At 61.7% G+C, this 26,002-nt stretch carries 26 protein-coding genes; 5 read left to right on the top strand and 21 right to left on the bottom strand.

Features of this window, described 5'->3' with window-relative positions:
• Nucleotides 1-10: 10 nt before the first annotated feature.
• From AC1Z3V_RS11730 to AC1Z3V_RS11715, 4 genes are all read right to left on the bottom strand, one after another.
• Nucleotides 11-1,930, bottom strand: coding sequence for a beta-N-acetylhexosaminidase (locus AC1Z3V_RS11730; RefSeq protein WP_483499049.1), 1,920 nt, complete (start codon nucleotides 1,928-1,930; stop codon nucleotides 11-13).
• A 22-nt stretch (nucleotides 1,931-1,952) separates the two neighbouring features.
• Nucleotides 1,953-2,729: an SDR family oxidoreductase gene (locus AC1Z3V_RS11725; protein WP_483499047.1), complete on the bottom strand. Its 777-nt coding sequence runs from the start codon at nucleotides 2,727-2,729 to the stop codon at nucleotides 1,953-1,955.
• A gap of 21 nt (nucleotides 2,730-2,750) precedes the next feature.
• Entirely contained in the window at nucleotides 2,751-3,614 is an 864-nt protein-coding gene (locus tag AC1Z3V_RS11720; RefSeq protein WP_057249162.1) for a MurR/RpiR family transcriptional regulator, read from the bottom strand.
• 87 nt (nucleotides 3,615-3,701) lie between these two features.
• On the bottom strand, nucleotides 3,702-4,091 hold the full coding sequence (locus tag AC1Z3V_RS11715) for a RidA family protein (RefSeq protein WP_104665256.1): 390 nt from the start codon (nucleotides 4,089-4,091) through the stop codon (nucleotides 3,702-3,704).
• Between the two features lie 114 nt (nucleotides 4,092-4,205).
• On the opposite strand from AC1Z3V_RS11715, the gene AC1Z3V_RS11710 reads away from it, so the two are divergent.
• Both AC1Z3V_RS11710 and AC1Z3V_RS11705 read left to right on the top strand, forming a co-directional pair.
• The gene (locus AC1Z3V_RS11710; protein ID WP_483499646.1) at nucleotides 4,206-4,697 is read left to right on the top strand and encodes a hypothetical protein; all 492 of its coding nucleotides are present in this window, start codon (nucleotides 4,206-4,208) and stop codon (nucleotides 4,695-4,697) included.
• Between the two features lie 29 nt (nucleotides 4,698-4,726).
• Nucleotides 4,727-6,202, top strand: coding sequence for a M81 family metallopeptidase (locus tag AC1Z3V_RS11705; RefSeq protein WP_483499044.1), 1,476 nt, complete (start codon nucleotides 4,727-4,729; stop codon nucleotides 6,200-6,202).
• 123 nt (nucleotides 6,203-6,325) lie between these two features.
• On the opposite strand, the gene AC1Z3V_RS11700 is transcribed toward AC1Z3V_RS11705, so the two are convergent.
• The 9 genes from AC1Z3V_RS11700 to osmF all read right to left on the bottom strand — a co-directional run bounded on the left by AC1Z3V_RS11700 (nucleotide 6,326) and on the right by osmF (nucleotide 15,885).
• Nucleotides 6,326-7,459, bottom strand: coding sequence for an ABC transporter ATP-binding protein (locus tag AC1Z3V_RS11700; RefSeq protein WP_483499042.1), 1,134 nt, complete (start codon nucleotides 7,457-7,459; stop codon nucleotides 6,326-6,328).
• Between the two features lie 102 nt (nucleotides 7,460-7,561).
• Complete coding sequence (locus AC1Z3V_RS11695) at nucleotides 7,562-8,785, bottom strand: ABC transporter substrate-binding protein (protein ID WP_483499645.1); 1,224 nt, start codon at nucleotides 8,783-8,785, stop codon at nucleotides 7,562-7,564.
• 43 nt (nucleotides 8,786-8,828) lie between these two features.
• Nucleotides 8,829-9,686, bottom strand: coding sequence for a carbohydrate ABC transporter permease (locus tag AC1Z3V_RS11690; RefSeq protein WP_429811425.1), 858 nt, complete (start codon nucleotides 9,684-9,686; stop codon nucleotides 8,829-8,831).
• Nucleotides 9,683-10,567 carry a carbohydrate ABC transporter permease gene (locus AC1Z3V_RS11685; protein WP_334198151.1) on the bottom strand — a complete coding sequence of 295 codons (885 nt, stop codon included), beginning with the start codon at nucleotides 10,565-10,567 and terminating at the stop codon, nucleotides 9,683-9,685. Before AC1Z3V_RS11685 ends, AC1Z3V_RS11690 begins: the two co-directional genes overlap by 4 nt.
• A gap of 13 nt (nucleotides 10,568-10,580) precedes the next feature.
• A complete protein-coding gene (locus AC1Z3V_RS11680) occupies nucleotides 10,581-11,738 on the bottom strand; it encodes a Gfo/Idh/MocA family protein (RefSeq protein WP_334198150.1) in 1,158 nt (385 codons plus the stop codon).
• A 296-nt stretch (nucleotides 11,739-12,034) separates the two neighbouring features.
• Nucleotides 12,035-12,772 (bottom strand): ABC transporter permease, encoded by a 738-nt coding sequence (locus tag AC1Z3V_RS11675; RefSeq protein ID WP_483499040.1) that lies wholly within the window; start codon nucleotides 12,770-12,772, stop codon nucleotides 12,035-12,037.
• The gene (locus AC1Z3V_RS11670) at nucleotides 12,772-13,710 is read right to left on the bottom strand and encodes an ABC transporter ATP-binding protein (RefSeq protein WP_483499038.1); all 939 of its coding nucleotides are present in this window, start codon (nucleotides 13,708-13,710) and stop codon (nucleotides 12,772-12,774) included. The genes AC1Z3V_RS11675 and AC1Z3V_RS11670 overlap by 1 nt, the downstream gene beginning before the upstream one ends.
• On the bottom strand, nucleotides 13,707-14,876 hold the full coding sequence (locus AC1Z3V_RS11665) for an ABC transporter permease (RefSeq protein ID WP_483499037.1): 1,170 nt from the start codon (nucleotides 14,874-14,876) through the stop codon (nucleotides 13,707-13,709). Before AC1Z3V_RS11665 ends, AC1Z3V_RS11670 begins: the two co-directional genes overlap by 4 nt.
• Nucleotides 14,877-14,973: 97 nt before the next feature.
• The gene (osmF, locus tag AC1Z3V_RS11660) at nucleotides 14,974-15,885 is read right to left on the bottom strand and encodes a glycine betaine ABC transporter substrate-binding protein OsmF (RefSeq protein WP_173518625.1); all 912 of its coding nucleotides are present in this window, start codon (nucleotides 15,883-15,885) and stop codon (nucleotides 14,974-14,976) included.
• 329 nt (nucleotides 15,886-16,214) lie between these two features.
• On the opposite strand from osmF, the gene AC1Z3V_RS11655 reads away from it, so the two are divergent.
• Together AC1Z3V_RS11655 and AC1Z3V_RS11650 are read left to right on the top strand one after the other, a co-directional pair.
• A complete protein-coding gene (locus AC1Z3V_RS11655; RefSeq protein WP_483499035.1) occupies nucleotides 16,215-16,682 on the top strand; it encodes a DUF4126 domain-containing protein in 468 nt (155 codons plus the stop codon).
• Entirely contained in the window at nucleotides 16,679-18,055 is a 1,377-nt protein-coding gene (locus AC1Z3V_RS11650) for an FAD-containing oxidoreductase (protein WP_483499034.1), read from the top strand. Before AC1Z3V_RS11655 ends, AC1Z3V_RS11650 begins: the two co-directional genes overlap by 4 nt.
• Nucleotides 18,056-18,075: 20 nt before the next feature.
• Here AC1Z3V_RS11650 and AC1Z3V_RS11645 read toward each other — a convergent pair whose 3' ends face one another.
• The 8 genes from AC1Z3V_RS11645 to AC1Z3V_RS11610 all read right to left on the bottom strand — a co-directional run bounded on the left by AC1Z3V_RS11645 (nucleotide 18,076) and on the right by AC1Z3V_RS11610 (nucleotide 25,438).
• Nucleotides 18,076-19,227 carry a M20 aminoacylase family protein gene (locus AC1Z3V_RS11645; protein WP_483499032.1) on the bottom strand — a complete coding sequence of 384 codons (1,152 nt, stop codon included), beginning with the start codon at nucleotides 19,225-19,227 and terminating at the stop codon, nucleotides 18,076-18,078.
• Nucleotides 19,228-19,237: 10 nt separating this feature from the next.
• Nucleotides 19,238-20,002 carry an ABC transporter ATP-binding protein gene (locus AC1Z3V_RS11640; protein ID WP_429811408.1) on the bottom strand — a complete coding sequence of 255 codons (765 nt, stop codon included), beginning with the start codon at nucleotides 20,000-20,002 and terminating at the stop codon, nucleotides 19,238-19,240.
• Nucleotides 20,003-20,038: 36 nt separating this feature from the next.
• Nucleotides 20,039-20,740 carry an ABC transporter permease gene (locus AC1Z3V_RS11635; protein ID WP_483499030.1) on the bottom strand — a complete coding sequence of 234 codons (702 nt, stop codon included), beginning with the start codon at nucleotides 20,738-20,740 and terminating at the stop codon, nucleotides 20,039-20,041.
• Nucleotides 20,740-21,453, bottom strand: a complete 714-nt coding sequence (locus AC1Z3V_RS11630; RefSeq protein ID WP_483499028.1) for an ABC transporter permease — start codon at nucleotides 21,451-21,453, stop codon at nucleotides 20,740-20,742. The genes AC1Z3V_RS11635 and AC1Z3V_RS11630 overlap by 1 nt, the downstream gene beginning before the upstream one ends.
• A 274-nt stretch (nucleotides 21,454-21,727) precedes the next feature.
• Complete coding sequence (locus tag AC1Z3V_RS11625; protein WP_483499026.1) at nucleotides 21,728-22,528, bottom strand: transporter substrate-binding domain-containing protein; 801 nt, start codon at nucleotides 22,526-22,528, stop codon at nucleotides 21,728-21,730.
• Nucleotides 22,529-22,556: 28 nt separating this feature from the next.
• Entirely contained in the window at nucleotides 22,557-23,360 is an 804-nt protein-coding gene (locus tag AC1Z3V_RS11620; RefSeq protein ID WP_483499024.1) for a dimethylarginine dimethylaminohydrolase family protein, read from the bottom strand.
• Nucleotides 23,361-23,391: 31 nt separating this feature from the next.
• On the bottom strand, nucleotides 23,392-24,363 hold the full coding sequence (gene ctlX, locus AC1Z3V_RS11615; RefSeq protein WP_429811400.1) for a citrulline utilization hydrolase CtlX: 972 nt from the start codon (nucleotides 24,361-24,363) through the stop codon (nucleotides 23,392-23,394).
• Between the two features lies 1 nt (nucleotide 24,364).
• On the bottom strand, nucleotides 24,365-25,438 hold the full coding sequence (locus AC1Z3V_RS11610; protein WP_483499644.1) for an ornithine cyclodeaminase: 1,074 nt from the start codon (nucleotides 25,436-25,438) through the stop codon (nucleotides 24,365-24,367).
• Between the two features lie 100 nt (nucleotides 25,439-25,538).
• Between AC1Z3V_RS11610 and AC1Z3V_RS11605 the strand changes: the two genes are divergently transcribed.
• On the top strand, nucleotides 25,539-25,964 hold the full coding sequence (locus AC1Z3V_RS11605; RefSeq protein ID WP_429811398.1) for an Lrp/AsnC family transcriptional regulator: 426 nt from the start codon (nucleotides 25,539-25,541) through the stop codon (nucleotides 25,962-25,964).
• Nucleotides 25,965-26,002: the final 38 nt, after the last annotated feature.

Genomic DNA, 26,002 nt, shown 5'->3' with positions numbered 1-26,002 from the left:
GGTTTTCCTCTCAGAGGTTCGGGCTGAGCGGCGCGATTGCCGCGAAGCGCAGCCAATCCTTCGCCGACTTGGGTGTCCAGGCCGCCTCGGCGATCGCCGGAAGCCGCGGGAAGACCAAACGGTTGAAGTAGCCGCGCGAGAGGAAGTGCTCGCACCAGATGCAAGCCTGGACGCCCTTGAGGCGCGGCTTCAGCTCCTCGGGAAACTCACCTTCGGCCTCATAACCATAGGTGTGGGCGGGCGTGGCCGTGCCAGCCCAGCTCGCACCCGGCTCCTGCCACGCATCGGCCTGCGCCATGTCGAGATAATAGGCCTGTCCGGGCGTCATCACCACGTCATAGCCTTCACGCGCGAGCTCGATGCCGACCTCCGGCCGCTCCCAGGCCATCAGCAGCGTATCTTCCGTCGAGACACCGCCGCCATGCGCCACCTCGTTCCAGCCGGCGAGCTTGCGGCCACGCGCCGTCAGCATCTGTTTCACCCGATTCAGGAAATAGGACTGCAGCGCGAAGGTACCGGAAATGCCCTCCTGCTCCATCAACTTCTTGGCAAGGGGCGAAGCAAGCCACGAGCCGTTCGCCACTTCGTCGCCGCCGATATGGATATACGCGCTCGGGAAGAGCTCGACCATTTCGTCGAAGACCTTCTCGAGGAAATCGTAGGTGAAGGTGACGGCCGGATTGAGCGCATTGTTCGGGTAGCCCTGGACAGAGTGGTAACTCTCCGGCGCCTCCTGGCCATCGGTCAGATCCGGCAGCGCAACGAGCGTCGCCGTGCTGTGTCCGGGAATATCGATCTCCGGGATGACATCGATGTGAAGCGACGTTGCCTGTGCGACGATCGCCTTGACGTCCGCCTGGCTGTAGAAGCCGCCCACGGGCTCTGCACCATTGCCGAGCTGCGGCAAGAGCGGTTCATCGGGACCACGCAGAACGCCGAGCGTCGTCAGCTCCGGAAACGCCTTGATCTCCAGGCGCCAAGCCTCGTCATCCGTCAGATGCCAGTGGAAGATGTTGAGCTTGAACCAGGCGAGGATATCGATCAGCCGCGCCACGTCCGCAGTCGGGTAGAATTGTCGAGAGACATCGAGATGACAGCCGCGCCAGCCGTAGCGCGGTGCATCCGAGATCGTGCCGCTCGCCGGGAAGCAGAACTTGCCGGGATGATTGCGCGCGCCGTGCAGGAGCTGGGCAAGGCTCGTCAGGCCGTATTGGCGGCCGGCGCTGCCGCCGTAGCTCAGGCGAATGTCGGTTTCGGAGAAATCAAGGCGATAGGCCTCTGCCGCCAAACCGGCATCCGCGATGAAGACGATCGCCCGCCCATGCCGCGATGCAGCAAGGCTGAAGGGTGCATGGGCCTCGGGAAACAGCCGGTGGAAAAGCGACAGGACGGTATCGAGCGCTGCAATGTCATCTTGCCCGGCCCCAGCGGCCGGATAGAGAACGACCGGGAAACCTGTTCCGGCACGAAGCTCGAGCATCGCCGGCCAGGGCTGAAGCGCATAGGGTTGGTCGAGTTTGCCTTCCGGCAGCCGAACCGGCGGTGGCTCACTGACGGCGTTTTCAAGAAGCAAATCCGATACCGCGACCGGGACATGTCGGCCGTCGGCAAGCGTCAGGTAGGCGGACTTGGCGCCATCGGTGCAATGGCGCGCATTGCGATGCAGGCCGCTGACGGTGAAGGTCCAGCTTTCGCCGTCGTCGATCGTCAGCCCCTCAGGCGGCGCAAACTCATGAAAATTGGCATTGCGGCGCAGGAAGACGGCATTGTCGCAGGCCTCGGGATCGATGATGCGCGTCAGCGACGTATAGACGATCCTGAAGCCGGAAAGTGGCCCACCGGAGACATTGAACAGCCTGAAGGTGAACCGGCCGAACGGCCCGCCATCCGGCTGCCAGGACGCCTCGAGACGATAGGAAACCGGGTGCATCTTCTTCCTCCCAAATGCAATGTCAGTAATGGCTTGATTGCGAAAACGTGCGCGCCAGCTCCGCCTGACCGGCGGTAAGACCGCAATCCACAGGCAGGCAGACGCCTGTAATGGCTGCGGCGAGTGGTCCTGCCAGGAAATGAACGGCGTTGGCGACATCGTCGGGGTTGACGATGCGCTGCAGCGGATACCAGCGACGTGCCTCCTCGAAGACATCGGGGTTTGCCGCCGCCCTCGCCTCCCAGGCTTGGGTACGCACCGTGCCGGGGGCAACAGCGTTCGAGCGGATGCCAAACTTGCCGTATTCCACCGCGATCAGCCTCGTCAGATGCAGCAGGCCGGCTTTTGCGGCGCTGTAGGCCGGGTGACCGAAGACGTTCATGCCGTTGACCGAAGCGATGTTGACCACCGATCCGCCGGTCTCTTTCAACATGTCCTCGACGGCACGAAAGCACAGGAACGCGGCTTCGAGGTTCAGCGCGTTGTCCATGCGCCAGATCTCCGGCGTCGTATCATGCAGGCTGACGGCGCGGGCAGCACCCGCATTGTTGACGAGCGTGCGAACGGCTCCCCTCTCCGCTGCCGTCGCCGCCATCGCCGCAACGCTCGTCGTGTCGGTCACGTCGCAAGCCGCCGCCACGAAGCGTTTGTCATCGCCGAGCGCACGTGCAGCCCGTTCGGCAGCGCCTGCATCGATATCGACGAGCAGGATCACGTCGTGATCATAGGAAAGCTTGCGTGCGATAGCGCGGCCGATATCGCCGGCTGCGCCGGTTACGATCGCGAGGGACTGTGTCATGCGCTGACCTTTCGCGGCACGTCAGTCTCCGAGAAGCTGGCGATCGTCACCGTCGCGGTGCGTCACGAGCTGCTGCTTGATGCGCCGAAGTGTGGTCGTCGCCTGGGGCTGAACCCGATAGGCAACGAGGCTGGAGAGGATATCGAGCAGCGCCAGGTAGGCGATGCGGGTGGAGGTGGGACGGTAGATGTTGTTGCCCTCCGGCAGATCGACCGGAACGGTGATGCTGGCGGCGGCCGCGACCGGGCTGCCGCTCTGTGTCAGCGCGATGGTCGGCACTTTCAGCTCGCGTGCGAGCGTGAAGGCGCGCACGAGCTCGGCGTTGCGACCCGAGAAGGACGAACCGATGAGCACGTCGGTCGGCCGGGCGGCCGCCGTCATCATCAGTTGCATGCTGTGGTCTGAACTCGACGTGATGCGCAGGCCGTAGCGAAACAGCCTGTTTTGCAGCTCGCCGGCAATCATCGAGGAATTGCCGCCGGAACCAAAGGCGTAGATCATTTCCGCCGCGGCGATCCGCTCGACCGCCTGCTCGATCGCCGCAAGATCTAGCGAGCGATGCAGCAAAAACAGCGCGTTCTGCGACTTGGTGATGATGTCCTGGGCGACATCGCCAGTCTCGCGGCTCTTCGGCTCGGGCTTCAGGTAGCGCATGCCGATATAGGCTGTGCGGGCGAGCTGGACCTTGAAGTCTGAAAAGCTGTCGCAGCCGAGCCGGCGACAAAAGCGGGTAACGGTCGGCGGAGAGACGTCCGCCTTGCTCGCCAATTCGATGATGGAGGCGTTCACCGCGAACTCGAAGTCATTCAGGAGAATGTCCGCAATGCGGTTTTCCGATTGGGAGAGCCGCCCTTTTTCTTCCTGCAGTGTCGCGAAGATGTCCATCGCCCGCTTATGCCTTGCTTCGGATCACGAATGGGAGCGGGATGCGAGCGGAAAACCGCATGCACTTTTCCTCATCCCGCTCCAAGATCAGCCTTCTTTCGGCTTGTAGGCGACGCAGTCGATCTCGACCTTGCAATCGACCATCATCGACGACTGGACGCAGGCCCGTGCCGGCGGATGAGCACCGAAATACTCCTGGTAGATCTTGTTGAAAGTCCAGAAATCACGCGGGTCGTCGAGCCAGACGCCGCAACGAACCACATGTTCCGGACCGTAGCCGGCTTCGGTCAGGATGGCCAGCACGTTGGCGATCGTCTTGTGGGTTTGCGGGATAATCCCGCCCTCGATGATCTCGCCGTTTTCCATCGCAACCTGGCCGGATACATAAAGCCAGCCGTCCGCCTCCACCGCGCGTGCGAAGGGCAAGGGTTTACCGCCAGCGCCGACCTGTTCCGCACCATAGCGCTTGATCGTCATCATGAGCCTTCTTGCAAATTATTTTCTTTGATCGTTGACAAGTGACCATAGAAAGCTGAATTTGGCTAGTGAAAAACACCATTCATGAAAAGAATTTCAATCCAGGGCGCGAATATGCGGGATCCTTTCCTCAATCCATTCCCCTCCTCCGACACTGCACGCCATTCGATCTGGGAGATGCTCGTCTCTCGCGATATCGACGCCTTTCTCGCGGCCGACTGGGCGATGGTCGCGGACGACTTCGTCGAGGAAAGCTTCATCGGCATCGACGGCCGCCGGGAGACCAATCCCGACAATTGGCGGCTGACCTTCCCCTCGCTCGCCGCCTATCGCGATGAGTGGCTGCGCCAGGCGGAAGACTTCGCCGGCCAGAGCTTTGCCGAGGATCCGCGCACCGCCATTTTCACCACGACAACGCTCGAAGACATCGAGATCAACGGCGACCAGGCGCTGGCACGCAAGAAGTTCGACGGCCGCCTCACGAAGACCGACGGCAGCGTCGACATCCTGAAATGGCAGACGGTCTACTACTGCCGCCTGCATCAGGGACGCTGGAAGATCGCCGGTTTCACCGGCTACCTGCCGAACCCGATGGGTTCGGCCTAAACAGCGACGCGACAGAAAAGGCAAAGGCATTGCGGATCTTCACAGCGGCGCTTGCGACCGAGACCAACACCTTCTCCCCGATCTGCATCGACCGCCGGGCCTTCGAAGCCTCGCTCTATGCACCACCGGGTGAGCACCCGGAGACCCCAACGCTTTGCACCGCGCCGATCACGGTTGGCCGTCGCGTCGCCGCGGAAAAGGGCTGGGAACTGATCGAAGGCACCGCTACCTGGGCGGATCCGGCAGGCCTCGTCAACCGCGAAACCTATGAGGGCCTGCGCGACGAGATCCTCGGTCAACTGCGCGCGGCCATGCCGGTCGACGCCGTTGTACTCGGCCTGCACGGCGCGATGGTCGCTGCCGGATACGAGGACACCGAGGGCGACCTGCTGGCGCGTGTCCGCGCGATCGTCGGGCCCGACATTCTCGTTTGCGCCGAGCTTGATCCCCACAGCCACCTGACGGCCAAGCGCGCCGCAGCTTCGAACTTCTTCGTGTTCTTCAAGGAGTTTCCGCACACCGACTTCGTCGACCGCGCCGAGGACCTTTGGCGCATCGTGGTCGATACGCTCGAAGGCCGCGTCACGCCTGTCATGTCGGTGTTCGACTGCCGGATGATCGACGTCTACCCGACGTCGCGCGAGCCGATGCGGTCCTTCGTCGACAAGCTGATGCGGATCGAAAGAGAAGACGCGGATGTGCTCTCGCTCTCGGTCGTCCATGGCTTCATGGCGGGCGACGTTCCGGAGATGGGCACCAAGCTGATCGCCGTCACCAACGGCAAGGCGGAAAAGGGCGCAAGCATCGCGCGGGAGCTGGGGCTCGAGCTCTTCTCGAAGCGCGGCACCTTTATCATGCCGCAGATCGACGAGAAGCAGGCCGTCAGCCAGGCGCTTGCCGCGGCCGCGGGGCCAGTGGTGATCGCGGATGTCTGGGACAATCCGGGCGGCGGTACGGCTGGTGACGCGACGGTGTTGCTCGAAGAACTGCTGAGGCATGACGCAACCAACGTTGCGGTCGGAACGATCTGGGATCCGATGGCCGTACAGATCTGCATGGCGGCCGGCGAAGGCGCCGAGATCCCGTTGCGCTTTGGCGCCAAGTCAGCCCCCGGAACCGGCAATCCGGTCGACGGCACGGTCAAAGTGGTCAAACTGGTGCGGGACGCCGAGATGCGCTTCGGCGAGAGTTTCGCGCCGTTCGGCGACGCCGCTCATATCCTCTTCAACGGCATCGACATCATCCTCAACTCGACCCGAGCACAGAGTTTCGATCCAAGCCTCTTTTCGGTGATGGGCATCGATCCGACCACGAAGAAGATCCTGGTCATCAAGTCGACCAACCACTTCTACGCCTCGTTCTCGAAGATCGCCTCCGAGATCCTTTATTGTTCGGCCGGCACTCCCTATCCGAACAACCCGGCGCGCACCGACTACAAGCGCGCCCGCAAGGACATCTGGCCGAAGGTCGACAATCCGCACGCTGCGCAAAAGGGTGCAGCCTGAACCGCTCGACACGCGCCGCAGTCTCACCCGCACCGGCACTTTTCGGACGCGTTCAGCACATGGAAAAAGGGACCGCCGGCTTGCGAAAGCTGGCGGTCCCTTTCTTTGTTCCGAACATTGCGATCAAGCGGCCGCAGGATCGAGCACGCCCATGTCGATGTCGGTCAACTCGACGCGGCGTTCGAGTGCGATGCCCGCTTCATCGAAGAGATGGCAATCGGCAACCTGGATTCCGGTCTGGATCGTCTCCTCCGGCCGGATAGCCGCCGTGCCCGGCAACATGGCGCAGAAGTTTTCGCCTTCGCCACCAATCGCCGCATAGGCGACCGTATGGGCGCCGAGACGCTCGATTACCGTCGGCGTAACCTTGAGGGTCAGATCTCCAGACCCGAGCGTGATGTGTTCGGGGCGAACCCCGAGCGTCAGCGTTCGGCCGACGAGGCCGCCTTGCGGGGCGACGGGAATGACCACCGTCTGCCCCTTGTAGTCGACCTCGACGCCGGCATCGCTGACGCCTTTGCAGCTAACGGGAAGGAAGTTCATCTTCGGATTGCCGATGAAGCCGGCAACGAAGGTATTGGCAGGCTTGTGATAAAGCTCGAGCGGTGCGCCCGTCTGGGCGATCTGCCCGGCATTGAGAACGACGATCCGGTCCGCCATCGTCATCGCCTCGACCTGGTCGTGCGTGACGTAGATCATCGTTGCCTGCAACTGCCGGTGCAGTTTCGCCAGTTCGATGCGCATGTCCGCCCTAAGGGCTGCGTCGAGGTTCGACAACGGCTCGTCGAAGAGGAAGATCTTCGGCTCGCGCACGATCGCCCGTCCGATCGCGACACGCTGGCGCTGGCCGCCGGACAACATACCGGGCTTCTGTTGCAGTCGCTGGTCGAGGTGCAGGATGCGCGCGGCATGCTCCACCTTCGCCTTCAACTTCTCTTCGGCCATTTTTTCCACGCGAAGCGGAAAGGCGATGTTCTCGAAGACGGTCATATGCGGATAGAGCGCATAGGACTGGAAGACCATGGCGATTCCGCGCTTGACCGGCGGCAGGTCGTTGACGCGCTTGCCCTCGATCAGGATGTCCCCTGAGCTGGTCTCGTCGAGACCGGCTATCATCCTGAGCAAGGTCGACTTGCCGCAACCGGAAGGTCCGACGAAAACGACGAACTCACCGTTCTTGACTTCGAGATCGATGCCTTTCAGCACCTCGAAAGTCCCGTAGAATTTCTGAACCCGATTGAGATTGAGCTGTCCCAAGAAACTGTCTCCGGCCACCGGCGAGAAGCGGCTCATTTATAGCAGAAGGAAGTAAGGGCCGCGAACCCTGCAACAAGTAGCAGAGCCCGCGGCCCAATGGCCTTACTTGAACTCTTCGAGGTCGCCGGCCGCTTTCTTGAGCGCGTCGGCCGGTTCGGCCTTGCCGGTCACGACCGACTGGACCATCTCGATGATGACGTTCTGGAAGCCCTTGTAGTCGGTGAAGAGCGGCTCGGGTCCACCGTAGGTGATGCCGTCGATGAACGGCTTCCAATAAGGATCCTTCTTCACGAATTCATCGACCATCGGCGACGGACGCAGCGGCGTCAGGCCGGCGCCGCCCTGCAACTCATACTCACCCTGCGGACCGGGTGAGGTGATGAACTTGGCGAACTCGATCGCCTTTTCTTCGACGCCCGAACCCTTGAAGATCGCCAGGCTGTCGGTGATCAGCAGCGTGCCCTCGCCCTTGGCAGAAGGGCCGAGTGGCAGCGGTGCGACACCCCAGTTGACCTTGGTTTCCTTCAGGCGCGTCGCAGCACCCGAACCCGCCTGGATCATGCCGACCTTGCCGTCGAGGAAGATCGCGCGGATTTCGTTCTGTTCATAGGCGGTCGCGCCTTCGACAGAATAGGGCGTGATGTCCTTGTAGGCCTGGAGCGCTGCGAGCACTTCCGGGCTGTCGACGACGATCTTGTCGCCGTCGATCACCTTGCCGTTGTTGGTATACACCCAGTGCATGAACTGGTGCATGGTGTTGTCGAAGGTCTTGGCCGGAAGGCCATAGCCGGCGATGCCCGTCTTTTCCTTGATAGCCTTGGCGTATTCGATTTCTTCAGCCCAGGTTTTCGGCGGCTTTTCCGGATCGAGGCCGGCCTGCTTGAACAGGTCCTTGTTCCAATAGAGCGCCTTGGTCGAAAACGCGATCGGAACGCCCCACTGGTTGTTGTCGAAGGTGACGGTATCGACGATGTTCGGGTAGTAGGTCTTCTTCTCTTCGTCCGTCATCGGAACGGGAACGATGAGATCGTTCTGGGCGAATTCCTTCAGCGTGCGCGAGCCGACATAGGCCATGGCAACCGGCGTGCCGGCGGCAGCAAGCGTCGTGGCCTTGTCCTGGCACTGGGCCCAGCCGACGACTTCCGGCGTGACCTTCCAGCCCGGATTTTTCTCTTCCCACTGCTTAATGTATTTCTCGTGGACCTTATCCATGGTGTCGCCGCAGTAGATCCAGCTGATCTCCTGGTCGGCAGCCTTGGCGGTAACGGCGCCGAGCGCGGTCGAACCGAGCAGCGCCAGGGCGAGTACCCCTGTCTTGAATTGCATAGACACGTTTTATGCTCCCGTTCTCTGGTGGTTGACTTAAGTCTTATTGTTTCACCGCGCCCGCGGTCAGGCCGCTGACGAGATACCGTTGTAGGAGGAAGATCACGACCACCGCCGGCGCGATGCCGACGAAGCTCGCAGCCATGAGCTCGTTCCAGACCACCTCCTGACGACCGAAATAGGCGAAGAGCCCGACGGGCAGCGGCATGTATTCGGACTTGGAGTTGAAGGTCAGCGCATAGATGAATTGCTGGGCATAGGCTCCGATGAAGGTGGTGATCGCCACGACGGTGATGCCCGGCATCGCAATCGGCAGGATCACCCGCCGCAGCGTGTAGAAGTGGCTGGCGCCATCGACGAAGGCTGCTTCGTCCAGTTCGCGCGGGATGCGCATCATATAGGTGCGCAGGAGCCAGATCGCCGACGGGATCAGGAAGGCGACGCCCGGCACGATCATCGCCAGATAGGTATTGAGCACGCCGAAGGTGCGCATCAGCCGGAACAGCGGAATGAGCAGCACGGCGCCGGAAAACATGTTGACCGCGAGGAACGCACCCAGCAGCAGCCCGCTGCCGCGGAAATTGAAGCGGGCGAAGGCATAGGCCGCCGGGATCACCAGTACCAGCACGATCGCCGTCACGATGGTGGAGATGAAGAAGGAATTGAAGATGTAGCGGGCGAAGCCCGGCACGCTCTCCCACATGGTGACGTAGGCGGCAAACGAGCCATTTTCCGGCCAGAAGCGATAGGGCGACGAGAACAGCAGCCCAAGCGGCTTCAGCGATACCAAAAACCCTTCGAAGAACGGCGCCAGGATAAAGCACAGGAAGACGAAGATGCCGACATAGATGCCAACGAGCTCGTACCAGCGATAGCGGTTGATCATGGCAGGCTGGCTCATTTCTGTTCCCCCGCGGCAAGACGGCTGGTGACCCGGAAATAGGCGAAGCAGAAGATCGACAGGAAGATGCAGATCAGCACCGCGCGCGCCGCCCCTTCCCCGTATTTCTTCGATCCGATGGCGGTGCGGTAGGTATCGATGATCATCGTCGTCGTTTCACCGTTGGGGCCGCCCTGGGTGAGGATCCAGATGATGTCGAAGGAGTTGAAGGTCGCGATCAGCGACAGCATCGACATGGTGATGAGCGAGGGGACGAGTAGCGGCAGGGTGATGCGGCGGAAGCGGTAGAAGCGCCCCGCCCCGTCGGTCCATGCAGCCTCATAGAGGTCCTGCGGGATCGCCTGCATCGCCGCCAGCATGTAGAGCGTCACCAGCGGCACGCCGATCCATACGTCGGTTATGATCGTCGCCCAGAAGGCGGTCGACCCGTGTGCGAGGAAGGCAATCGGCCCGTTGCTCAAGCCCCAGTTCTGCAGGACACCGGAGATCATGCCGAACTGGCCGTTGTACATCCAGCCCCACATGAAGATGCCGATGGCCATCGGCACGATCCATGGCGGCATGGTGAGCAGGCGGAAGAGCGCACGTCCCGGCACGGCCGCGTTCAACATCGTCGCACCGAAGACGCCGATGATCATCTTGATCGAGACCGAGAAGAAGGTCCAGACGAAGGTGCGGAAGATGACCTCGGCAAAGGTCTCGTTGAAGATCTTGTCGTAGTTGGTCCAGCCGACCCAGTTCGTCGTCTTCTTCAGCGACGCGTCCGTGAACGACAGGATGAAGGTATCGACCAACGGATAGGCGACGATCACCGTGACGTAGAGAACAGCGGGAAGAAGCAGGATCCAGGCGAAGATGACCGTGCTGCGTTGAACACTCATCCCTCGCCTCCCCTTATGCCGCGCGGGAATGCAGGGCTTCGTCGAAACGGTCCCATATGGGCCGGAGGTCGATGACGCTCTTCTTGCGCCGCGCCTCGTCCATCGAAAGGGCCAGGATGCCGGCTTCAAGTGCATCGAGCGTCGAAACCGGCAGCGGTCGGCCGTCCCGGACGTGGCCGATGATATCGGTCGCCATTTGCTCGTCGGCACCGTAGTGCTGCGACAGTTCCGTGGCGGCGTATTTGTTCTCGATGACCTTCTTGCCGGTCAGCATCTCGTGGACGTCGAAATAGCCGCGGATGAAATCGCCCTCGGCCATGCCGCGCGATCCCATGATGCAGAACCGGCGGAACTGATCCGGAACGTTGAGATTGGTGTGGAAGTTCATGCCGACGCCATTGGCATATTCGACGATCGCCACCTGATAGTCGATGATGTCGCCGTCGCTGTCGAAGACCTTGTCGGAGCCCATCCAGCCGCTCGGTTTGCGATGGAAGAGTTCGAGATCGTTGATACCTTCGCGCGCCGGATCGTTGGCAGGAATGAAGCTCTTGCGGCCGCCGAAGCTCGCCACCCGCTCCGGCCGCGCGCCGACCACACCGTTGTAAAGATCAAGGTCGTGGCAGCATTTTTCCAGCATGAAGCTGCCGGAGTAGCGCTCGTAGCGGCGCCAGTCGCGCATGAAGAAGGCGCCGTGATAGGGCTCGATATGTTCGGCCGCCTCAATCGAAACGACCTGGCCGAGCTTGCCTTCGGCAAGCGCCGCCCGCAGGTCGCGATACATCGGCGCGTAGCGCAGAACGAGACCAACCATCAATCGCTCATGACCGAATTTCGCCATCAGCGCGGCAAGTTCCAGGCTCTCCTGGATCGTCGTCACGATCGGTTTTTCGCTGAAAACCTTGAGACCCGCTTCAAGCCCAATCCGGATATGGTCGAGATGCATGTGGTTGGGCGAACCGATCATCAACAGATCGAGTTTCTCATTGGCGATCAGCTCTTCAGGCGTCGCATAGGCCTTGCCGGCCGAGATGCCTTTTTCGGTGAGTGTGGACAAACCAGCCGGGTTCGGATCGACGTAGCCGGCGATCTCGAAGTTCTCGTCCATGGCCTTGAAGACATAGCCGAGATAACCCAAACGGAATCCGAGTCCGATGATGCCGACTTTCATACTCGTCCTGTTCCCCTGCCCTTTTGGCGTAATTTATTTTCGCAGACTGAGACAGTTTTTTCAGGGCGTCAACCCAAATCCGTATTTTTTGTAAAATTGTGAAATTCATTTTCATATTAGGGGCACATGCCGAGAAAGCAGGCATTTCACGGACAACCAAAAAGGGTGCGCAATCCGCAACTCTACGGCAGGACGAAAGCGGTCCAGACCACTGCACGTTGCGTGGTCGTCATGAGGGGCTTCGATTTTGATCGAGGCGGTCGCCGAGTACCTTGGCGACGGACAGGAGGGTGCCTTTAGCGGCCCATTCTAGCGGCGAGTTTTCTTTCGGCCGCCTGCAATCCGTCGTGCAACAAGACCGCAAGCGTCGCGACGATCAGGCCGCCCTGGACGACGAAAGCGAGATTGTTCGATTGCAGACCGGCAATGATCACTTCGCCGAGGGTTTTCGCCGCGACCGTCGAGCCGATCGTGGCCGTTGCCAGGCTGATGACCACCGAAAGCCGGATGCCGGCAAGGATCACGGGCATCGCCAGCGGCAGCTCGACTTTCATCAGCCGCTGGCCGCCTGTCATGCCGGCACCGCGCGCGGCCTCCATGACGGAGGGCGGCAGGGTCGTCAGCCCCGTCAGCGCGTTCTCGAAGATCGGCAGCAGGCCGTAGAGAAAGAGCGCGATGAACGTCGGCTTCTCACCGAAACCGAAGATGGGAACGGCGAGCGCCAGAACGGCCACCGGCGGAAAGGTCTGGCCGATATTCACCAGGCTGCGAGATAGCGGCAGGAACTCGGACCCGGATTCGCGCGTCACCAGTATTGCCAGGGCAAGCGCAATCACTGCCGCAGCGGCCACCGCGATGGCGACGGTGCGCAGATGCAGCAGCGTCAGTTGCAGCAGGCTGCCCTGATTGTAGATCACCGGCGCATTCTCCTGAACCAGCGGCCGCAGCAAGGGTTCGAACCATTGCGGTTGCAGCAGGAAGGCGACCAGCACCAGGAACGCCGACGCGCGAAAAAGCGTGGATAGGTTCAGCATCAGGCAGGCCCAGCTGCTCGTTTAACCAGCCCTTCGAGACTGACCTTGCCGATGATTGCACCCGCGGGATCAGCCACCGGCAGCGCGCTCCGTCCGGACCAGAGGAGTTCGGCAAGTGCCTCCCTTTGCGTGAGCGCACTCGATATGGCAGCGCCATCTGCCGAACCTGGTTCGACGGCGCTTGAGACCTGTTCGATCGCGAGCAACCGATAGGGCCGCTCGCTGACCCCGATCAGGCTTTCGACAAACGGGGTCGCGGGCGTGATCAGCATTTCGGCGGGCGTCGCATATTGAACCACCTTGCCTTTGTCCATGACGGCAATGCGGTCGGCAAGCTGGAAGGCCTCCTCCATGTCATGGGTTACGAGAATGACCGTCGTCTCGAAGTGCTTCTGAATGGCGAGCAGATCATCCTGCGCCTTGGCGCGAATGATCGGGTCGAGTGCGCCGAAGGGCTCGTCCATCAGCAGGACTTTCGGTTCGGCAGCCAACGCCCGCGCGACGCCGACACGCTGTTGCTGACCGCCGGAAAGCTCGTGCGGAAAGCGTGGACCAAAGGCGGCCGGATCGAGTTGGAACAGTTGGAGAAGCTCGTCCACCTTGGCATCGATGCGCGAGCGTTCCCAGCCGAGCAGGGTCGGCACGGTGGCAATGTTCTGCGCGACGGTTCGATGCGGGAACAGGCCGTGCCCCTGGATCGCGTAACCGATGCGCCGGCGCAGCTCATAACCTGGCAGCGAACGGTTGTCCTCACCATCGAGGCGGATCGTCCCCGCCGTCGGCTCCACCAGCCGGTTGATCATGCGCAGAAGCGTCGTCTTGCCGGAACCGGAGGTGCCGACCACCACGGTGACCGTGCGTGGCGCGATCGTAAGGCTGACGTCGTCGACGACGGCGGTCTCGCCATAGCGCTTGGTGATGTTCTCGATCTCGATCATGCGGCCTCTGCCTGTCTGTTGTTTGGTGTGGCCATCTCGATCATCGCGTCGAGGACGATCGCCGCGGCAAACGCCATCACGACGGTCGGAACGGCCCCGAGCAGCACGAGATCCATCGCTGTCTGCCCGACACCCTGGAAGACGAAGACACCGAAGCCGCCGCCGCCGATCAGCGCCGCAATGGTTGCCAGGCCGATATTCTGCACGAGCACGATGCGGATGCCGGTGAGGATCACCGGAAAGGCCAGCGGAAATTCGATGCCGACAAGCCGCTGCCAATCGGTCATGCCGATGCCGCGGGCGGCGTCATTCGCGTCCCTCGGAACACCAGCCAGCCCAACGACGGTGTTGGCGACGACCGGCAAGAGCGAATAGAGAAACAGTGCGACGAAGGCCGGCGCGACGCCGATACCGCGAATGCCGAACGTGGCGGCGCCCGGCACGTTGGCGGCGATCCAGCCAAGCGGCGCAATGAGAATGCCGAAAAGTGCGATCGACGGGATCGTCTGGATCGCGTTCAGAATTCCGAGCAAGCCGTCGCGCAGCCGCGTGACGCGATGGCAGAGGATGCCGAGTGGAATGCCGGCGATGGTTGCGGCCGCAAGCGAGCCGAGCGCCAAGGTCACATGCTTGCGGGCTTCCGCCCAGAAAGTATCGACCCGGCTTGAATATTCCTTGAGGATCGAGAGACCGTCCCAAGCACCGGAAAACAACAGCATCCCGATGAAGGCAAGCACGGCGACAAGCACGATAATGCGCACGAAAGGCGCCGGGCGCAATCGCGTCAGGGCATCGGCGGCCAGCAGCCCGAAGGCGAAGAGCATGACCCAGAAGCCGGAGGCAGGCGAAACGCGGGCATAGCTATTGCCTTCCGGCGCCAGGTGGCTGGCGGCGACACCTATGCCGAGCGCCAGCACGCCCAGCGCTGCGAAAGCTGCGACGAGGCGCAGAATGGCGGGCGAGCGCATGGCCGCCGCAAGCGCGCCCGCAAGGATCACCAAAAGCACTGCCACGCTCCAGGGCTGCGGCAGGGACTCGACGATCGTCTTCGCCTCACCAGCGACGATACGATTGGCGCGAAACGTTGCGAAGGGCGCGATCAAGGCGCCACCAAGCGCCAAAGTCGCGATGATCGCTCCGAGCTTGTCAAAGCGGAGTTCTCTCAAGCCACATCCCTCCCCGCCTGTGCCGGCGCGACTTCGGCACCTGCAGGCACGCCCCGGAACGCCGGCCATCGGACCAGCGCCCCGGTTATCGGTCAACTTATTTCAGAAAGCCGTTCTTCTTCAGGAAGTCTTCGGCGACGGTCTTGGCCGGCTCGCCGCCAACCTGCACGCGGCCGTTCAGGTCCTGAAGCGTCTGGAGATCGAGCTTCTCGAACACCGGCTTCAGCAGTTCCTCGATCTGCGGATTTTCCTTGAGCACCGCTTCGCGGATGATCGGCGTCGGCTGATAGACGGGCTGCACCGCCTTGTCGTCTTCGAGGACGACGAGGCCGGAAGGCGCGATGCCACCGTCGGTTCCGTAGACCATGGCCGCATTGGCGCCATTCGTCTGGTTCGCTGCAGCCGCAATCGTTGCCGCGGTATCACCGCCCGAGAGGGTGATGAGCTGGTCCTGCTTCAGGGTGAAGCCATAGGTCGTCTGGAAAGCCGGAAGGGCAGCGGCCGAATTCACGAACTCGGACGATGCGGCGAGCACGACCTTGCCGCCGCCCGAAACATATTTGCCGAAATCGCTCAGCGTCTTCAGCTTGTTCTCATCCGCCACTTCCTTGCGAAGACCGATCGCCCAGGTGTTGTTGGCCGGAGACGGTGTCAGCCAGACGATCTTGTTCGCGTCGTAATCGAGCTTCTTGGCGGTCTCGTAACCCTTGGCCGCGTCCTTCCACACCGGATCGTCAGCCTTTTCGAAGAAGAAGGCGGCGTTGCCGGTGTATTCCGGGTAGATGTCGATCTCGCCCGCGGTGATCGCCTTGCGCACGACCGGCGTCGCACCGAGCTGGACGCGGTCTACCGTCTTGATGTTGTTGGCGTTGAGCACGGCAAGGATGATGTTGCCGAGCACACCGCCCTCCGTGTCGATCTTCGAGGAAACGACCACGTCGGCGCTGGCCGCGGCTGCGGTCAACGTGAAGGCAAAGGCAGTTCCGATAAGCAGTCTGGTCAGGCGCATGGGATTCTCCTCGGATTTCGATCCCCAAGTTTGATCACGGAAAGTCCGCTGCGTCGGGGCAAGCCATTCCATATATGTCAGCCCCCGGCAAAAAATAGGGTTGCACGCTGAGACTGTGGCGGACGAAAAATTTCTTCCTCTACTAACACGATCGAAAGTCTGGATTATCGCATTCGGCGCGACCGAATAGTCGTTGCAATCGACGGCATTGTCGGCCACCTTGATCAAGGCCCGCCAGAACATCTGCGTTCACTCTTGGTTGCGATGCCGCTCGACCCAACCGCTCGGGGGCTGACGGAGGGTTCGCCCGGCGAAAGTTCGGGGATTTCATGTCGATCCATCTTCTCGCGCTGCTTATCGGCGTGGTTGCCGGCCTGCGAACCATGACTGCACCGGCGGCCGTCAGCATTGGCGCTGCGGCCGGTTGGTTACCACTTGACGGCACCTGGGCCGCCTTCATGGGCTTTCGGTTCACGCCCTACATCTTCGGCCTGCTGGCCCTCGTGGAATTCGTGGGCGATCAATTGCCGAGCACGCCGAGCCGAAAGGTTCCGCAGCAGTTCGGCGCCCGCATCGTCAGCGGTGGCTTCTGTGGTGCCGTGCTTGGGACCGCCGGAGGTGCTATGTTGGTCGGTCTGGTCGCCGGCGTCATCGGTGCAGTCATCGGAACGCTCGGCGGCTACGAAGCTCGCAAGCGCCTCGTTGCGGCCATCGGCGGCAAGGATCTGCCGATCGCCGTTGTCGAGGATGCTATCGCCGTTCTCCTCGCACTCTGGGTGGTGTCCTTAGTCTCATGACAAAACACTTCGACGCAATCATCATCGGCGCCGGCCAGGCCGGCCCTTCGCTCGCTGGCCGTCTGACAGCCGCGGGAAAGACCGTCGCCATCATCGAGCGCAAGTTCTTCGGCGGCACCTGCGTCAATACCGGCTGCATGCCGACCAAGGCGATGGTTGCAAGCGCCTATGCGGCCCATCTGGCACGGCGAGGTGCGGATTATGGGGTCAGCACAGGCCCCATCTCCATCGATTTCGCTCGTGTCATGGCACGCAAGGACACGGTGCGGTTCACCTCGCGCAAGAACGTTGAAAGCTGGCTGAAGGGCATGAAGAACTGCTCTGTCTTCGAGGGCCATGCCCGCTTCGAAGGCCCGCAGGAGGTCCGCCTGGGCGAAGACCTGCTTTCAGCCGATCAGATCTTCCTGAATGTCGGTGGGCGCGCCGCAACGCCGGATTTTCCTGGCGTCGAGGAGGTGCCCTATCTCAACAACGTCTCGATCATGGATATCGACACCCTGCCACGTCACTTGATTGTCGTCGGCGGCAGCTATATCGGGCTCGAATTCGCGCAGATGTTCCGCCGCTTCGGCTCGGAGGTGACCGTCATCGAGAAGGGGCCGCGGCTGATCAGCCGCGAGGACGCGGATGTTTCCGATGCCATTCTCGCGATCCTGGAAAAAGAAGGTATCGCGTTCCGGCTGAATGCCGAGTGCATCCGCTTCGCCAAACGGGGCGACGAGGTTGTCGCCGGAGTCGATTGCACGGCAGGCGCGCCTGAGATCGCGGGCTCCCATCTCTTGCTGGCGGCCGGACGTCGGCCGAACACCGACGATCTCGACCTGGATCGCGCCGGCGTCAAGACCGACACCCGCGGTTACATCGAAGTCGACGAGCGCCTCAGGACCAACGTGCCGCATATCTTCGCCATGGGCGACTGCAACGGCCGCGGCGCCTTCACCCACACCGCCTACAACGACTTCGAAATCGTCGCAGCAAACCTGCTCGATGGCGAGGCGCGAAAGGTCAGCGACCGGATCTCGACCTATGCTCTCTTCATCGATCCGCCGCTCGGCCGCGCCGGCATGACGGAAACCGAGGCGCGCAAGTCGGGGCGGAAATTGCTTATCGGCACCAGACCGATGAGCCGCGTCGGCCGCGCCGTCGAGAAGGGCGAAACCGAGGGTTTCATGAAGGTGATCGTCGATGCCGACACCAAGGAAATCCTCGGCGCCTCGATCCTCGGCACCGGTGGCGACGAGGCGGTGCAGAGCATTCTCGACGTGATGTACGCCGCCAAGCCCTACACGACGATCACCCACGCGGTGCATATCCATCCGACCGTCGCGGAACTGATCCCGACCGTCTTCGGCGACTTGCACTCAAACGCCTGAACGGTCGGCGCCGCCGCGTTTCAGACGAGCGCTGCGCGGGCGAGATGGTAGAAATACATCGCCCCGCGCTCGAGGATTTCGTCGTTGAAATCGTAGCGTGTGGTGTGCAGACCACTGCTTTGACCGTTGCCGATCAACACATAGGCGCCCGGGACCTTTTCCAGCAGGAAGGAAAAGTCCTCGCTGCCCATCAGCGGCTCGGGGAGGTCGACATAGGCGTCGGCGCCGAAGGTCTCGGCGATTACGGCGCGTGCGTCTTCGACCGCCTCCGCATCGTTGATCGTCGCGGGATAGCCGACCTGCCAATCGAAGGTCGCTTCGGCATTGTAGCTCTGCGCCTGGAAGCGGGCGATCTGCTCCACACGCTCCTGCAACTGCTTGCGCACGGCAGGATCGGTCGAGCGCATGCTGATCTCCAGCACCGCCGTATCGGGAATGATGTTCGAAGCGGAGCCCGACTGGAACGAACCGACCGTTACCACGGACGGCTGATGCGGCGAGACATTGCGCGAGACCAGCGTCTGCAGCGCCATCACCACGCTTGAGCCGACGACGACGGGATCAACCGTCAGTTCCGGCTGGGCGCCGTGGCCGCCCTTGCCCCGGATCGTCAGCGTCAGCACGTCGATCGACGCCGCCATCGCACCTGGGCGGCTTGAGAACTGGCCGACCGGCAGGCCCGGCCAGTTGTGCAGCGCATAGACCCGCTCGCAGGGGAAGCGCTCGAACAGGCCGTCCTCGATCATCAGCTTACCGCCGCCAAAGTTTTCCTCGGCCGGCTGGAAGATCAGGTGGACCGTGCCGTTGAAACTCTCGTCCCTCGACAGAGCCCAGGCGGCACCGAGCAACATGCTCGTGTGGCCGTCATGGCCGCAGGCATGCATCACGCCCGGGTGCTTGCTCTGATAGGCAAGGCCGGTTTCTTCCTGCATCGGCAGCGCATCCATGTCGGCCCGAAAGCCGATGGCGCGGTTGCTGTTGCCACGCTTCAACGTGGCGACGATGCCTGTCGTCGCCAGGCCGCGCGTCACCTCGAAGCTCCAGGATTGCAGCAATCCTGCGACAAACTCGGAGGTCTTCACCTCGGAAAGTCCGATCTCGGGCATCTCATGCAGCTTATGACGGATCTCGACAAGCTCGGGCAGGAACTCGGAAAAAGTGGCGTCGCGCATTTCGGCCTCCTCAAGCCATCTGCAGGAACTGGCGCAGCCGCGCCGATTGCGGATCGCGCATCACCTTTGATGGCGCGCCGCGTTCTTCCACCAGTCCCTTGTGCAGGAAGATCACCTCGCTGGAGATATCGCGGGCAAGTGACATCTCGTGCGTAACCATCACCATGGTGCGCCCCTCTTCGGCGAGCTTTTTGATCACCAGCAACACCTCGTTGACGAGTTCCGGGTCCAGCGCAGAGGTCGGCTCGTCGAAGAGCATAACCTCCGGCTTCATCGCCAATGCCCGGGCGATTGCCGCGCGCTGCTGCTGGCCGCCTGAGAGCTGGTTCGGGTAATGATCGCGCTTCGGGGTGATGCCGACCTTTTCCATCAGCAATTCGGCCTCGCCGATCGCATCCTTGCGCGCCATGCCGAGCACATGGATCGGCCCTTCGATGATGTTTTCGAGGATGGTCTTGTGGGACCAGAGATTGAAGCTCTGGAACACCATGCCAAGGCGGGTGCGGATATGTTCGAGCTGCCGCTTGTCGGCGGCGTGGAACTTGCCGTCCTTGCCCTTGACGGTGCGGATCACCTCGCCAGACACCGAAATCTCGCCCTCGTCCGGCGTCTCCAGATAGTTGATGCAGCGTAGCAACGTGCTCTTGCCCGAGCCGCTGCTGCCGATCAGCGAAATGACGTCGCCGGACTTTGCCTCGAAGGAGACGCCCTTGAGCACCTCGACGGACCCGAAGCTCTTGTGAATGTTCTTCACCGAAAGCGCTGTTGCGACCATGTGCGTTCCTCTTGCGCGCCGCGGCGCGCCTCCTCGTTATGCCTTCGCCGTGCGGTAGCGGGTGAGCCGCTTCTCGACGACGCCCATGACGCGCGTCAGGATGAAGACGACGGTGAAATAGATGATGCCGGCGGCGATCAGCGGTTCGAAGATCAACAGCGACTGGCGCTGCAGCATGCGGGCTGTGCCCATCACCTCGAGGATCGTGATCGTCGAGGCGAGTGACGTCGTCTTCAACAGGATGATCAGATCGCCCGTCAGCACCGGCAGGCAGGAGCGGAAGGCCTGCGGCAGGGTGATGCGGGTCAGGATCATCGACGAGCGCATGCCGATCGATTTTGCCGCTTCGATCTGTCCGCGCGAGACCGCCTTGATCGCGCCGCGGATGACCTCGGCATTGTAGGAAGCCTGGTTGAGGCTGAGCGCGAATATCGCGTACCACAGGCCATCACGCAGATAGGGCCAGAGGAAGCTGTGGCGCACCCAGGTGCCGGGCAGTACCTGCCCCAGGCCATAATAGATCAGATAGATCTGCACCAGGAGCGGCGTGCCGCGGAAGGCGAAGGTGAAAACATAGGCGGGAACCGAAAGCACGCGACGACCGGAAAGCCGGGCGAGCGCCACGAGCGTACCGATGACCAGTCCGAAGACGCCGGCGACCGCAGTCAAAAGCAGCGTCAGCGGGGTTGCCTTGATCAGCGCCGGCAGGAAACCGACGACGTTTGAGATCGTTTCCATCAGCGGTGCCCCCGGTTGAGGCGGCGCTCGATCTCGGCGATCGCCAGGACGGAAGCGAGCGTGATCGCAAGAAACAGGATGGCTGTCAGCCCATAGAAGAAGATGTACTGCTTGGTGCCGGCCGCCGCCCGGTACCCGGTGTAGAGCAACTCGCTGAAGGAGCCGAGCACGCTGATGATGGCGCTTTCCTTGGTGATCGACAGCCAGAGATTGCCCATGCCGGGCACGGCGTAGCGCATCATTTGCGGAAAGATGACGCGGGTGAAAACCTTGCGTCTCGGCATGCCGATCGAGACCGCTGCCTCGATCTGGCCAGGCGGCACGGAAAGAACGGCGGAGCGCAGCACCTCGGTCATGAAGGCGCCGGAAACGAAGGCAAGTGCGATGATAGCCGCCCAGAAGGAACTGAACTGGAAGGTCTCGGCCACGAGACCGAAGTGTTTCAACAGCCGCTCCGCGCCGCTGGCGACCGAGAAATAGAGAAGCAGGATGACCAGCAGTTCGGGAAGAGAGCGGACGACAGTCGTGTAGATCTCGGCAAGAACGCGCGGGACGCGGTGCTTCGACAATTTGCCGGCAGCCCCCAGGAAGCCGAAGAGAACCGCAACCGCATAGGCGACCACGGAAACCTGCAACGTCATTAGCAGGCCCCAGGCGAAATCGTCGCCCCAGCCCTCGCCGCCCCAGGCAAGCAATTGCCAGTAATAGTCCATCCGTCGTTACCTGTTCCCGATTTTCGTCAGCCCTACTGCATGTCTCCTTAAATCGACCTCGATTTAAGGACAAAGACATGCAGCAAATCAAAGTGCTACAGCGACCTTTGCGCGTCTCATAAGACGCGCGGCGCTGTAGAACGCCGCCCGTCCGGTCACGGCGGGCAAAGGTCGTCGTCACGGTGGCTGCAAGGATGCCCCGGCGCTGCGGCCGGTTTGGCGAGTAAGGGCGGCAACGGGCCGAAGCCGGGGCGCCGCCCTCAAGAACGTGCGCTTACTTCTTGCCGAAGATCCACTTGTCCACGAGCTTCTGCGTCGTGCCGTCCTTTTCGAGAACAGCAAGGGCGGCATTGACCTTGTCGAGGGTCGCAGCGTCACCCTTGCGCACGGCATAGGCGACGCCTTCGCCGAGCGTGACGTTCTTCGGCACCTCGACCTTGACCTCGTAGTCGGCGCCTTCCGGCGTCTTCAGGAAGGTCTGGATGTAGAGGTCAGGGATCAGCACGTAGTCGACGCGGCCGGCGATGAGGTCGGCAACCGAGTTGTCTGCCGTGTCGTAGCTCTTGGCTTCGGCACCGGTCAGGTACTTGGAGACATAGGCCGACTGCACGCTTGAGGTCTGCACGCCGATGATCTTGCCCTCGACACTCGCCGGATCGATGATCTTGCCGGAACCGTCTGCTGCGTCGACCGTCTTGATCTCGCTCGTGTCAGCCTTGGCGCCGACGAAGGACGTGCCTTCGGTGTAATAGGGCGCCGAGAAGTCGACGACCTGACGACGCTCGTCGGTGATCGAGAAGGCGCCGATGATGAAGTCGACCTTGTTTTCCTTCAGCGACGGGATCAGTCCGTCCCAGGCCATCTGGTTGATGTCGCACTTCACCGCCATCTTCTCGCACAGCGCACGGGAAAGGTCTGCTTCCAGGCCCTCCCATTCGCCGCCGGCATTGACCTGGGTGAAGGGCATGTAGGGCTCCGGCGTCATGCCGAGCCGCAGCGTGTCCTCGGCAAATGCGCCGCCGGCAGCCATGGAAAGGGCGATCCCTGCGAACAGGGCGGTCTTCAACGTCTTCATAATGTTCCTCCTCGGGGATTGTGTCGGATCAGAGCGTGTTGCTGAACCAGCGCAGCGACATGCAGGAGAGACCTGCATCGATCTTGCCGATCTCCGTCGTCTTCATGGGCACGACCTTATAGCCGAGCTTGTCGAGCATCTCGATCGTGCGCGGGAAATCGGAACCGACCATGACGACGTCGTTGACGCGCAGCGCGTTGGCAGCAGGCTCTTCGCCTTCCGGAATGATCACCTGCTTGAAGCGCTCGAAGACGCCGGACTTGGCGAGACGCCCGGTCGAAAGCACGGTCTCGTCGTCGAGCAGCGAGCAATCGGTCTTGAAGTGCAGCACCCCTTCCGGCGTCGCGACGATCTCGCTCTTGCGGCCGAGCTTTGCAAGGCAAGCCTGGAGAACCTCGGCGCCAACCTTGTTGGTGCGGGCGGAAAGGCCGATCATCACGCTTTCGCGGGTCGTCAGCACGTCGCCGCCATCAGCAAAGCCGTCACCCGGCAGGTCGAGCACCGTTTCGAACATTGCACGCAGCGTCGGTTCGATCTCCGGCGTCTCCTTGATGCGCGTTACGGCACCCGGGCGCAGGAGGATTGCGCCTTCGGTGAAGACCAGCGCCGGATCTTCGACGAAGATCGAATCCGGGAAGGCCTCGAGCGCCGGCAGAACCGTCACCTTCACGCCCGCGTCCTTCATCGCCGCGATATAGGCATCGTGCTCAGCCTTCACACCTTCGAAGGTGGGGTTGCCGCGATCATCGGCGCGCAGGCCGTTGACGACCGACTTCGACGGTGTGCGGACGATGATATTGTTAAACTGGTAGACGGGGCGGGATTGCGACATTTCTAGTACCTTTGGCTTGGATGAGGTGCTTCTATCGATCGGACATAGCTGCGTAAAGCGGTTGCTTGTTCACGTTTTCCCGACGGGACAAGTGAACCCCTGCAAGCATGCAGCGGACGGATCCGCCTGCAAGCTCGATGGTCGGCACGTCGAAGGCGAGAACACGAGCGGACGCTTCGAGCGCCTTGATCTGATCGGAGCGGAGAGAGGCGAGCGCGCGCGCCGACATGACGACGACGCGGCCGTCCGCGCCGTCGAGCTCGATGGCATTGCCGGCGAAATTCTCGATCTGGTCGATCGTGAGATCGATCACCTGACGCCCGGTTTCCTCGAGACGGGCACAGATTTCCTGGCGGCGGGCGACATCGGGGATCATCCCCGTGCCGATCAGTGCAAACTCCGTCCCGATGCACATCAAAACGTTGGTGTGGTAGATCGAATTACCGTGGCGATCGACCGCACCGAAGATCATCGGCTCGAAATTGAAGTGGGTGCAGAAGCGTTCCAGCGCCACTTCATTTGTGCGGTTGGAGCGGGCGGCGTAGGCAACGCGACCGATATGGTCGAGCACCATGGCGCCGGTGCCTTCGAGATAGACGCCGTCCTTTTCGAGACCGGAGTAGTCGATCACGTCCTGAACGCGGTACTCGTTCTTCAGCATCTCGATGATGTCGGAGCGGCGTTCGCTCTGACGGCTTTCCGAATACATCGGATAGATCGCGACGTGCCCGCCGGAATGGGTCGAGAACCAGTTGTTCGGAAAGACGGAGTCGGGCCGCGTCGTCGTCTCATCCTCGAAGAGGTGGACTGCAACGCCGGCACCGGCGAGCCCATCAGCCATGCGGCTGACTTCGTCGTAAGCTGCCTTGGCGATCGCCGAGGCCTGGCGCGCGGTGTCGGTCGCCTGAAAGGCGTTATCCTCTGCCGTCATCGGGTTCGGGCCGAAATGATGCGGACGGATCATCACGACGCCCTTCGGCGCCTGTACGGACGGTCTCTTCATTTCAGGCAACGCTCCGCTCGGCAAAAGCGGCCGGCTGCTGCTTGAACAGGCCGTAGAGATCACGCGGATGCTCCGGCTGCGTCGTCAGGTCAAGCTCAGTGTAGAAAGCGGTGCCCTGGATCTTGTCGCGCAGGAAGCGCAGTGCCGAAAAGTCTTCCGTCGCGAAACCGACGGAATCGAAGATGGTGATCTGGCCGTTGCTGCGCCGGCCTTCGGCCTCGCCGGCGATGACCTGCCAGAGTTCGGTGACCGGGAAATCCGGCGCCATCTGTTGAATCTCGCCCTCGATGCGGGTCTGCTCCGGATACTCGACGAAGACATCGGCACGGCGCAGGATGTCGCCCTGCAGTTCCGTCTTGCCGGGGCAATCGCCGCCAACGGCGTTGATATGCACGCCGGCGCCGACCATGTTGTCGGAAAGGATCGTGGCGTTGCGCTTGTCGGCCGTCACCGTCGTGATGATGTCGGCGCCGGCAACCGCCTCCTCCGCCGTCGACGCGACAACAATTTCGAAATCCATATCGGCGAGGTTGCTGCAGAACTTGTCAGCGGCTTCGGCATCGATGTCGAAGACCTGCAGGCGCTTTATGCCAAGCAAGGCGCGGAAGGCCAACGCCTGGAACTCGGATTGGGCGCCGAGGCCGATGATCGCCATCGAGCGGGCGTCCGGACGAGCGAGATACTTTGCGGCAAGCGCAGAGGTCGCGGCGGTCCTCAGGCCCGTCATGATCGTCATCTCGGAGACGAGGCAGGGATAACCAGTGCTGACGTCGGAAAGGACGCCGAAGGCGGTGACCGTCTGCAGGCCGACATTCGGGTTCTTCGGGTGACCGTTGACGTATTTGAAGCCGTAGTGCTCGCCATCCGAGGTCGGCATCAATTCGATGACGCCGGTCTTGGAATGGCTTGCGAGCCGCGGGGTTTTCTCGAATGCGTTCCATCGGCGGAAATCATCTTCGATATATTCCGCAAGACCCAAAAGGAACGTCTCGATGCCGATCGATTTGACCAGCTCGATTACGTTGCCGACACCGACATACTGAACCACGTTACCACTCCATCGGAGAAATTCGATGAAGTCAGCCTAGGCAGGCAAGAAGTGAGTTGAAATTTTAAACTTGCCCAAAATTGAGGAGCATATTGAGCAATTTGCACAATCGTAATATGCAATATTTATGCATATCTTCGACGACCTTGATCATCAGCTCATCTCGCTCTTGCGAGAAGATGGCCGTGCGCCTTACTCCAAGATCGCGGCGGTACTCGGCATCTCCAGGGCGACGGTGCAGACGCGGATCGACCGTCTGCTCGAAAGCGGTGCCGTGCTCGGCTTCACGCTGCGCGTGCGGCAGGATTACGACGATCGCGCCATCCGTGCGATCATGATGATCGAAGTTAGCGGCCGCAACACCACCAAGGTTATCAGGTACCTGCGCGGCCTGCCCGAGCTTTACGCACTCCATACGACCAATGGCGGCTGGGATCTGGTCGCCGAAATCCGCGCCAACAGCCTTAGCGATTTCGACCGTATCCTGCGCGAAGTGCGCGACGTCGACGGCGTGTCGAACAGCGAAACGAGCATTCTGCTCAGCACCGTCTGATCCCCCATCATCACAAGCGCACCAAGAATGCGCCCTTC

The organism is Ensifer sp. 38_S197 (genome assembly GCF_056924495.1).
Note: the sequence above shows the minus strand (reverse complement) of the source record. Positions and strands in the feature narration are given on the sequence as shown.

What these genes read in the sequence shown, in the direction of transcription:
- AC1Z3V_RS11720 (WP_057249162.1), bottom strand. Translation starts at nt 3,614, where the DNA reads ATGGACATCTTCGCGACACTGCAGGAAGAAAAAGGGCGGCTCTCCCAA.
- AC1Z3V_RS11725 (WP_483499047.1), bottom strand. Translation starts at nt 2,729, where the DNA reads ATGACACAGTCCCTCGCGATCGTAACCGGCGCAGCCGGCGATATCGGC.
- AC1Z3V_RS11680 (WP_334198150.1), bottom strand. Translation starts at nt 11,738, where the DNA reads ATGAAAGTCGGCATCATCGGACTCGGATTCCGTTTGGGTTATCTCGGC.
- AC1Z3V_RS11690 (WP_429811425.1), bottom strand. Translation starts at nt 9,686, where the DNA reads ATGAGCCAGCCTGCCATGATCAACCGCTATCGCTGGTACGAGCTCGTT.
- AC1Z3V_RS11685 (WP_334198151.1), bottom strand. Translation starts at nt 10,567, where the DNA reads ATGAGTGTTCAACGCAGCACGGTCATCTTCGCCTGGATCCTGCTTCTT.
- AC1Z3V_RS11710 (WP_483499646.1), top strand. Translation starts at nt 4,206, where the DNA reads ATGCGGGATCCTTTCCTCAATCCATTCCCCTCCTCCGACACTGCACGC.
- osmF (WP_173518625.1), bottom strand. Translation starts at nt 15,885, where the DNA reads ATGCGCCTGACCAGACTGCTTATCGGAACTGCCTTTGCCTTCACGTTG.
- AC1Z3V_RS11695 (WP_483499645.1), bottom strand. Translation starts at nt 8,785, where the DNA reads ATGCAATTCAAGACAGGGGTACTCGCCCTGGCGCTGCTCGGTTCGACC.
- AC1Z3V_RS11670 (WP_483499038.1), bottom strand. Translation starts at nt 13,710, where the DNA reads ATGATCGAGATCGAGAACATCACCAAGCGCTATGGCGAGACCGCCGTC.
- AC1Z3V_RS11715 (WP_104665256.1), bottom strand. Translation starts at nt 4,091, where the DNA reads ATGACGATCAAGCGCTATGGTGCGGAACAGGTCGGCGCTGGCGGTAAA.
- AC1Z3V_RS11655 (WP_483499035.1), top strand. Translation starts at nt 16,215, where the DNA reads ATGTCGATCCATCTTCTCGCGCTGCTTATCGGCGTGGTTGCCGGCCTG.
- AC1Z3V_RS11635 (WP_483499030.1), bottom strand. Translation starts at nt 20,740, where the DNA reads ATGGAAACGATCTCAAACGTCGTCGGTTTCCTGCCGGCGCTGATCAAG.
- AC1Z3V_RS11625 (WP_483499026.1), bottom strand. Translation starts at nt 22,528, where the DNA reads ATGAAGACGTTGAAGACCGCCCTGTTCGCAGGGATCGCCCTTTCCATG.
- ctlX (WP_429811400.1), bottom strand. Translation starts at nt 24,363, where the DNA reads ATGAAGAGACCGTCCGTACAGGCGCCGAAGGGCGTCGTGATGATCCGT.
- AC1Z3V_RS11640 (WP_429811408.1), bottom strand. Translation starts at nt 20,002, where the DNA reads ATGGTCGCAACAGCGCTTTCGGTGAAGAACATTCACAAGAGCTTCGGG.
- AC1Z3V_RS11605 (WP_429811398.1), top strand. Translation starts at nt 25,539, where the DNA reads ATGCATATCTTCGACGACCTTGATCATCAGCTCATCTCGCTCTTGCGA.
- AC1Z3V_RS11650 (WP_483499034.1), top strand. Translation starts at nt 16,679, where the DNA reads ATGACAAAACACTTCGACGCAATCATCATCGGCGCCGGCCAGGCCGGC.
- AC1Z3V_RS11630 (WP_483499028.1), bottom strand. Translation starts at nt 21,453, where the DNA reads ATGGACTATTACTGGCAATTGCTTGCCTGGGGCGGCGAGGGCTGGGGC.
- AC1Z3V_RS11645 (WP_483499032.1), bottom strand. Translation starts at nt 19,227, where the DNA reads ATGCGCGACGCCACTTTTTCCGAGTTCCTGCCCGAGCTTGTCGAGATC.
- AC1Z3V_RS11620 (WP_483499024.1), bottom strand. Translation starts at nt 23,360, where the DNA reads ATGTCGCAATCCCGCCCCGTCTACCAGTTTAACAATATCATCGTCCGC.
- AC1Z3V_RS11675 (WP_483499040.1), bottom strand. Translation starts at nt 12,772, where the DNA reads ATGCTGAACCTATCCACGCTTTTTCGCGCGTCGGCGTTCCTGGTGCTG.
- AC1Z3V_RS11730 (WP_483499049.1), bottom strand. Translation starts at nt 1,930, where the DNA reads ATGCACCCGGTTTCCTATCGTCTCGAGGCGTCCTGGCAGCCGGATGGC.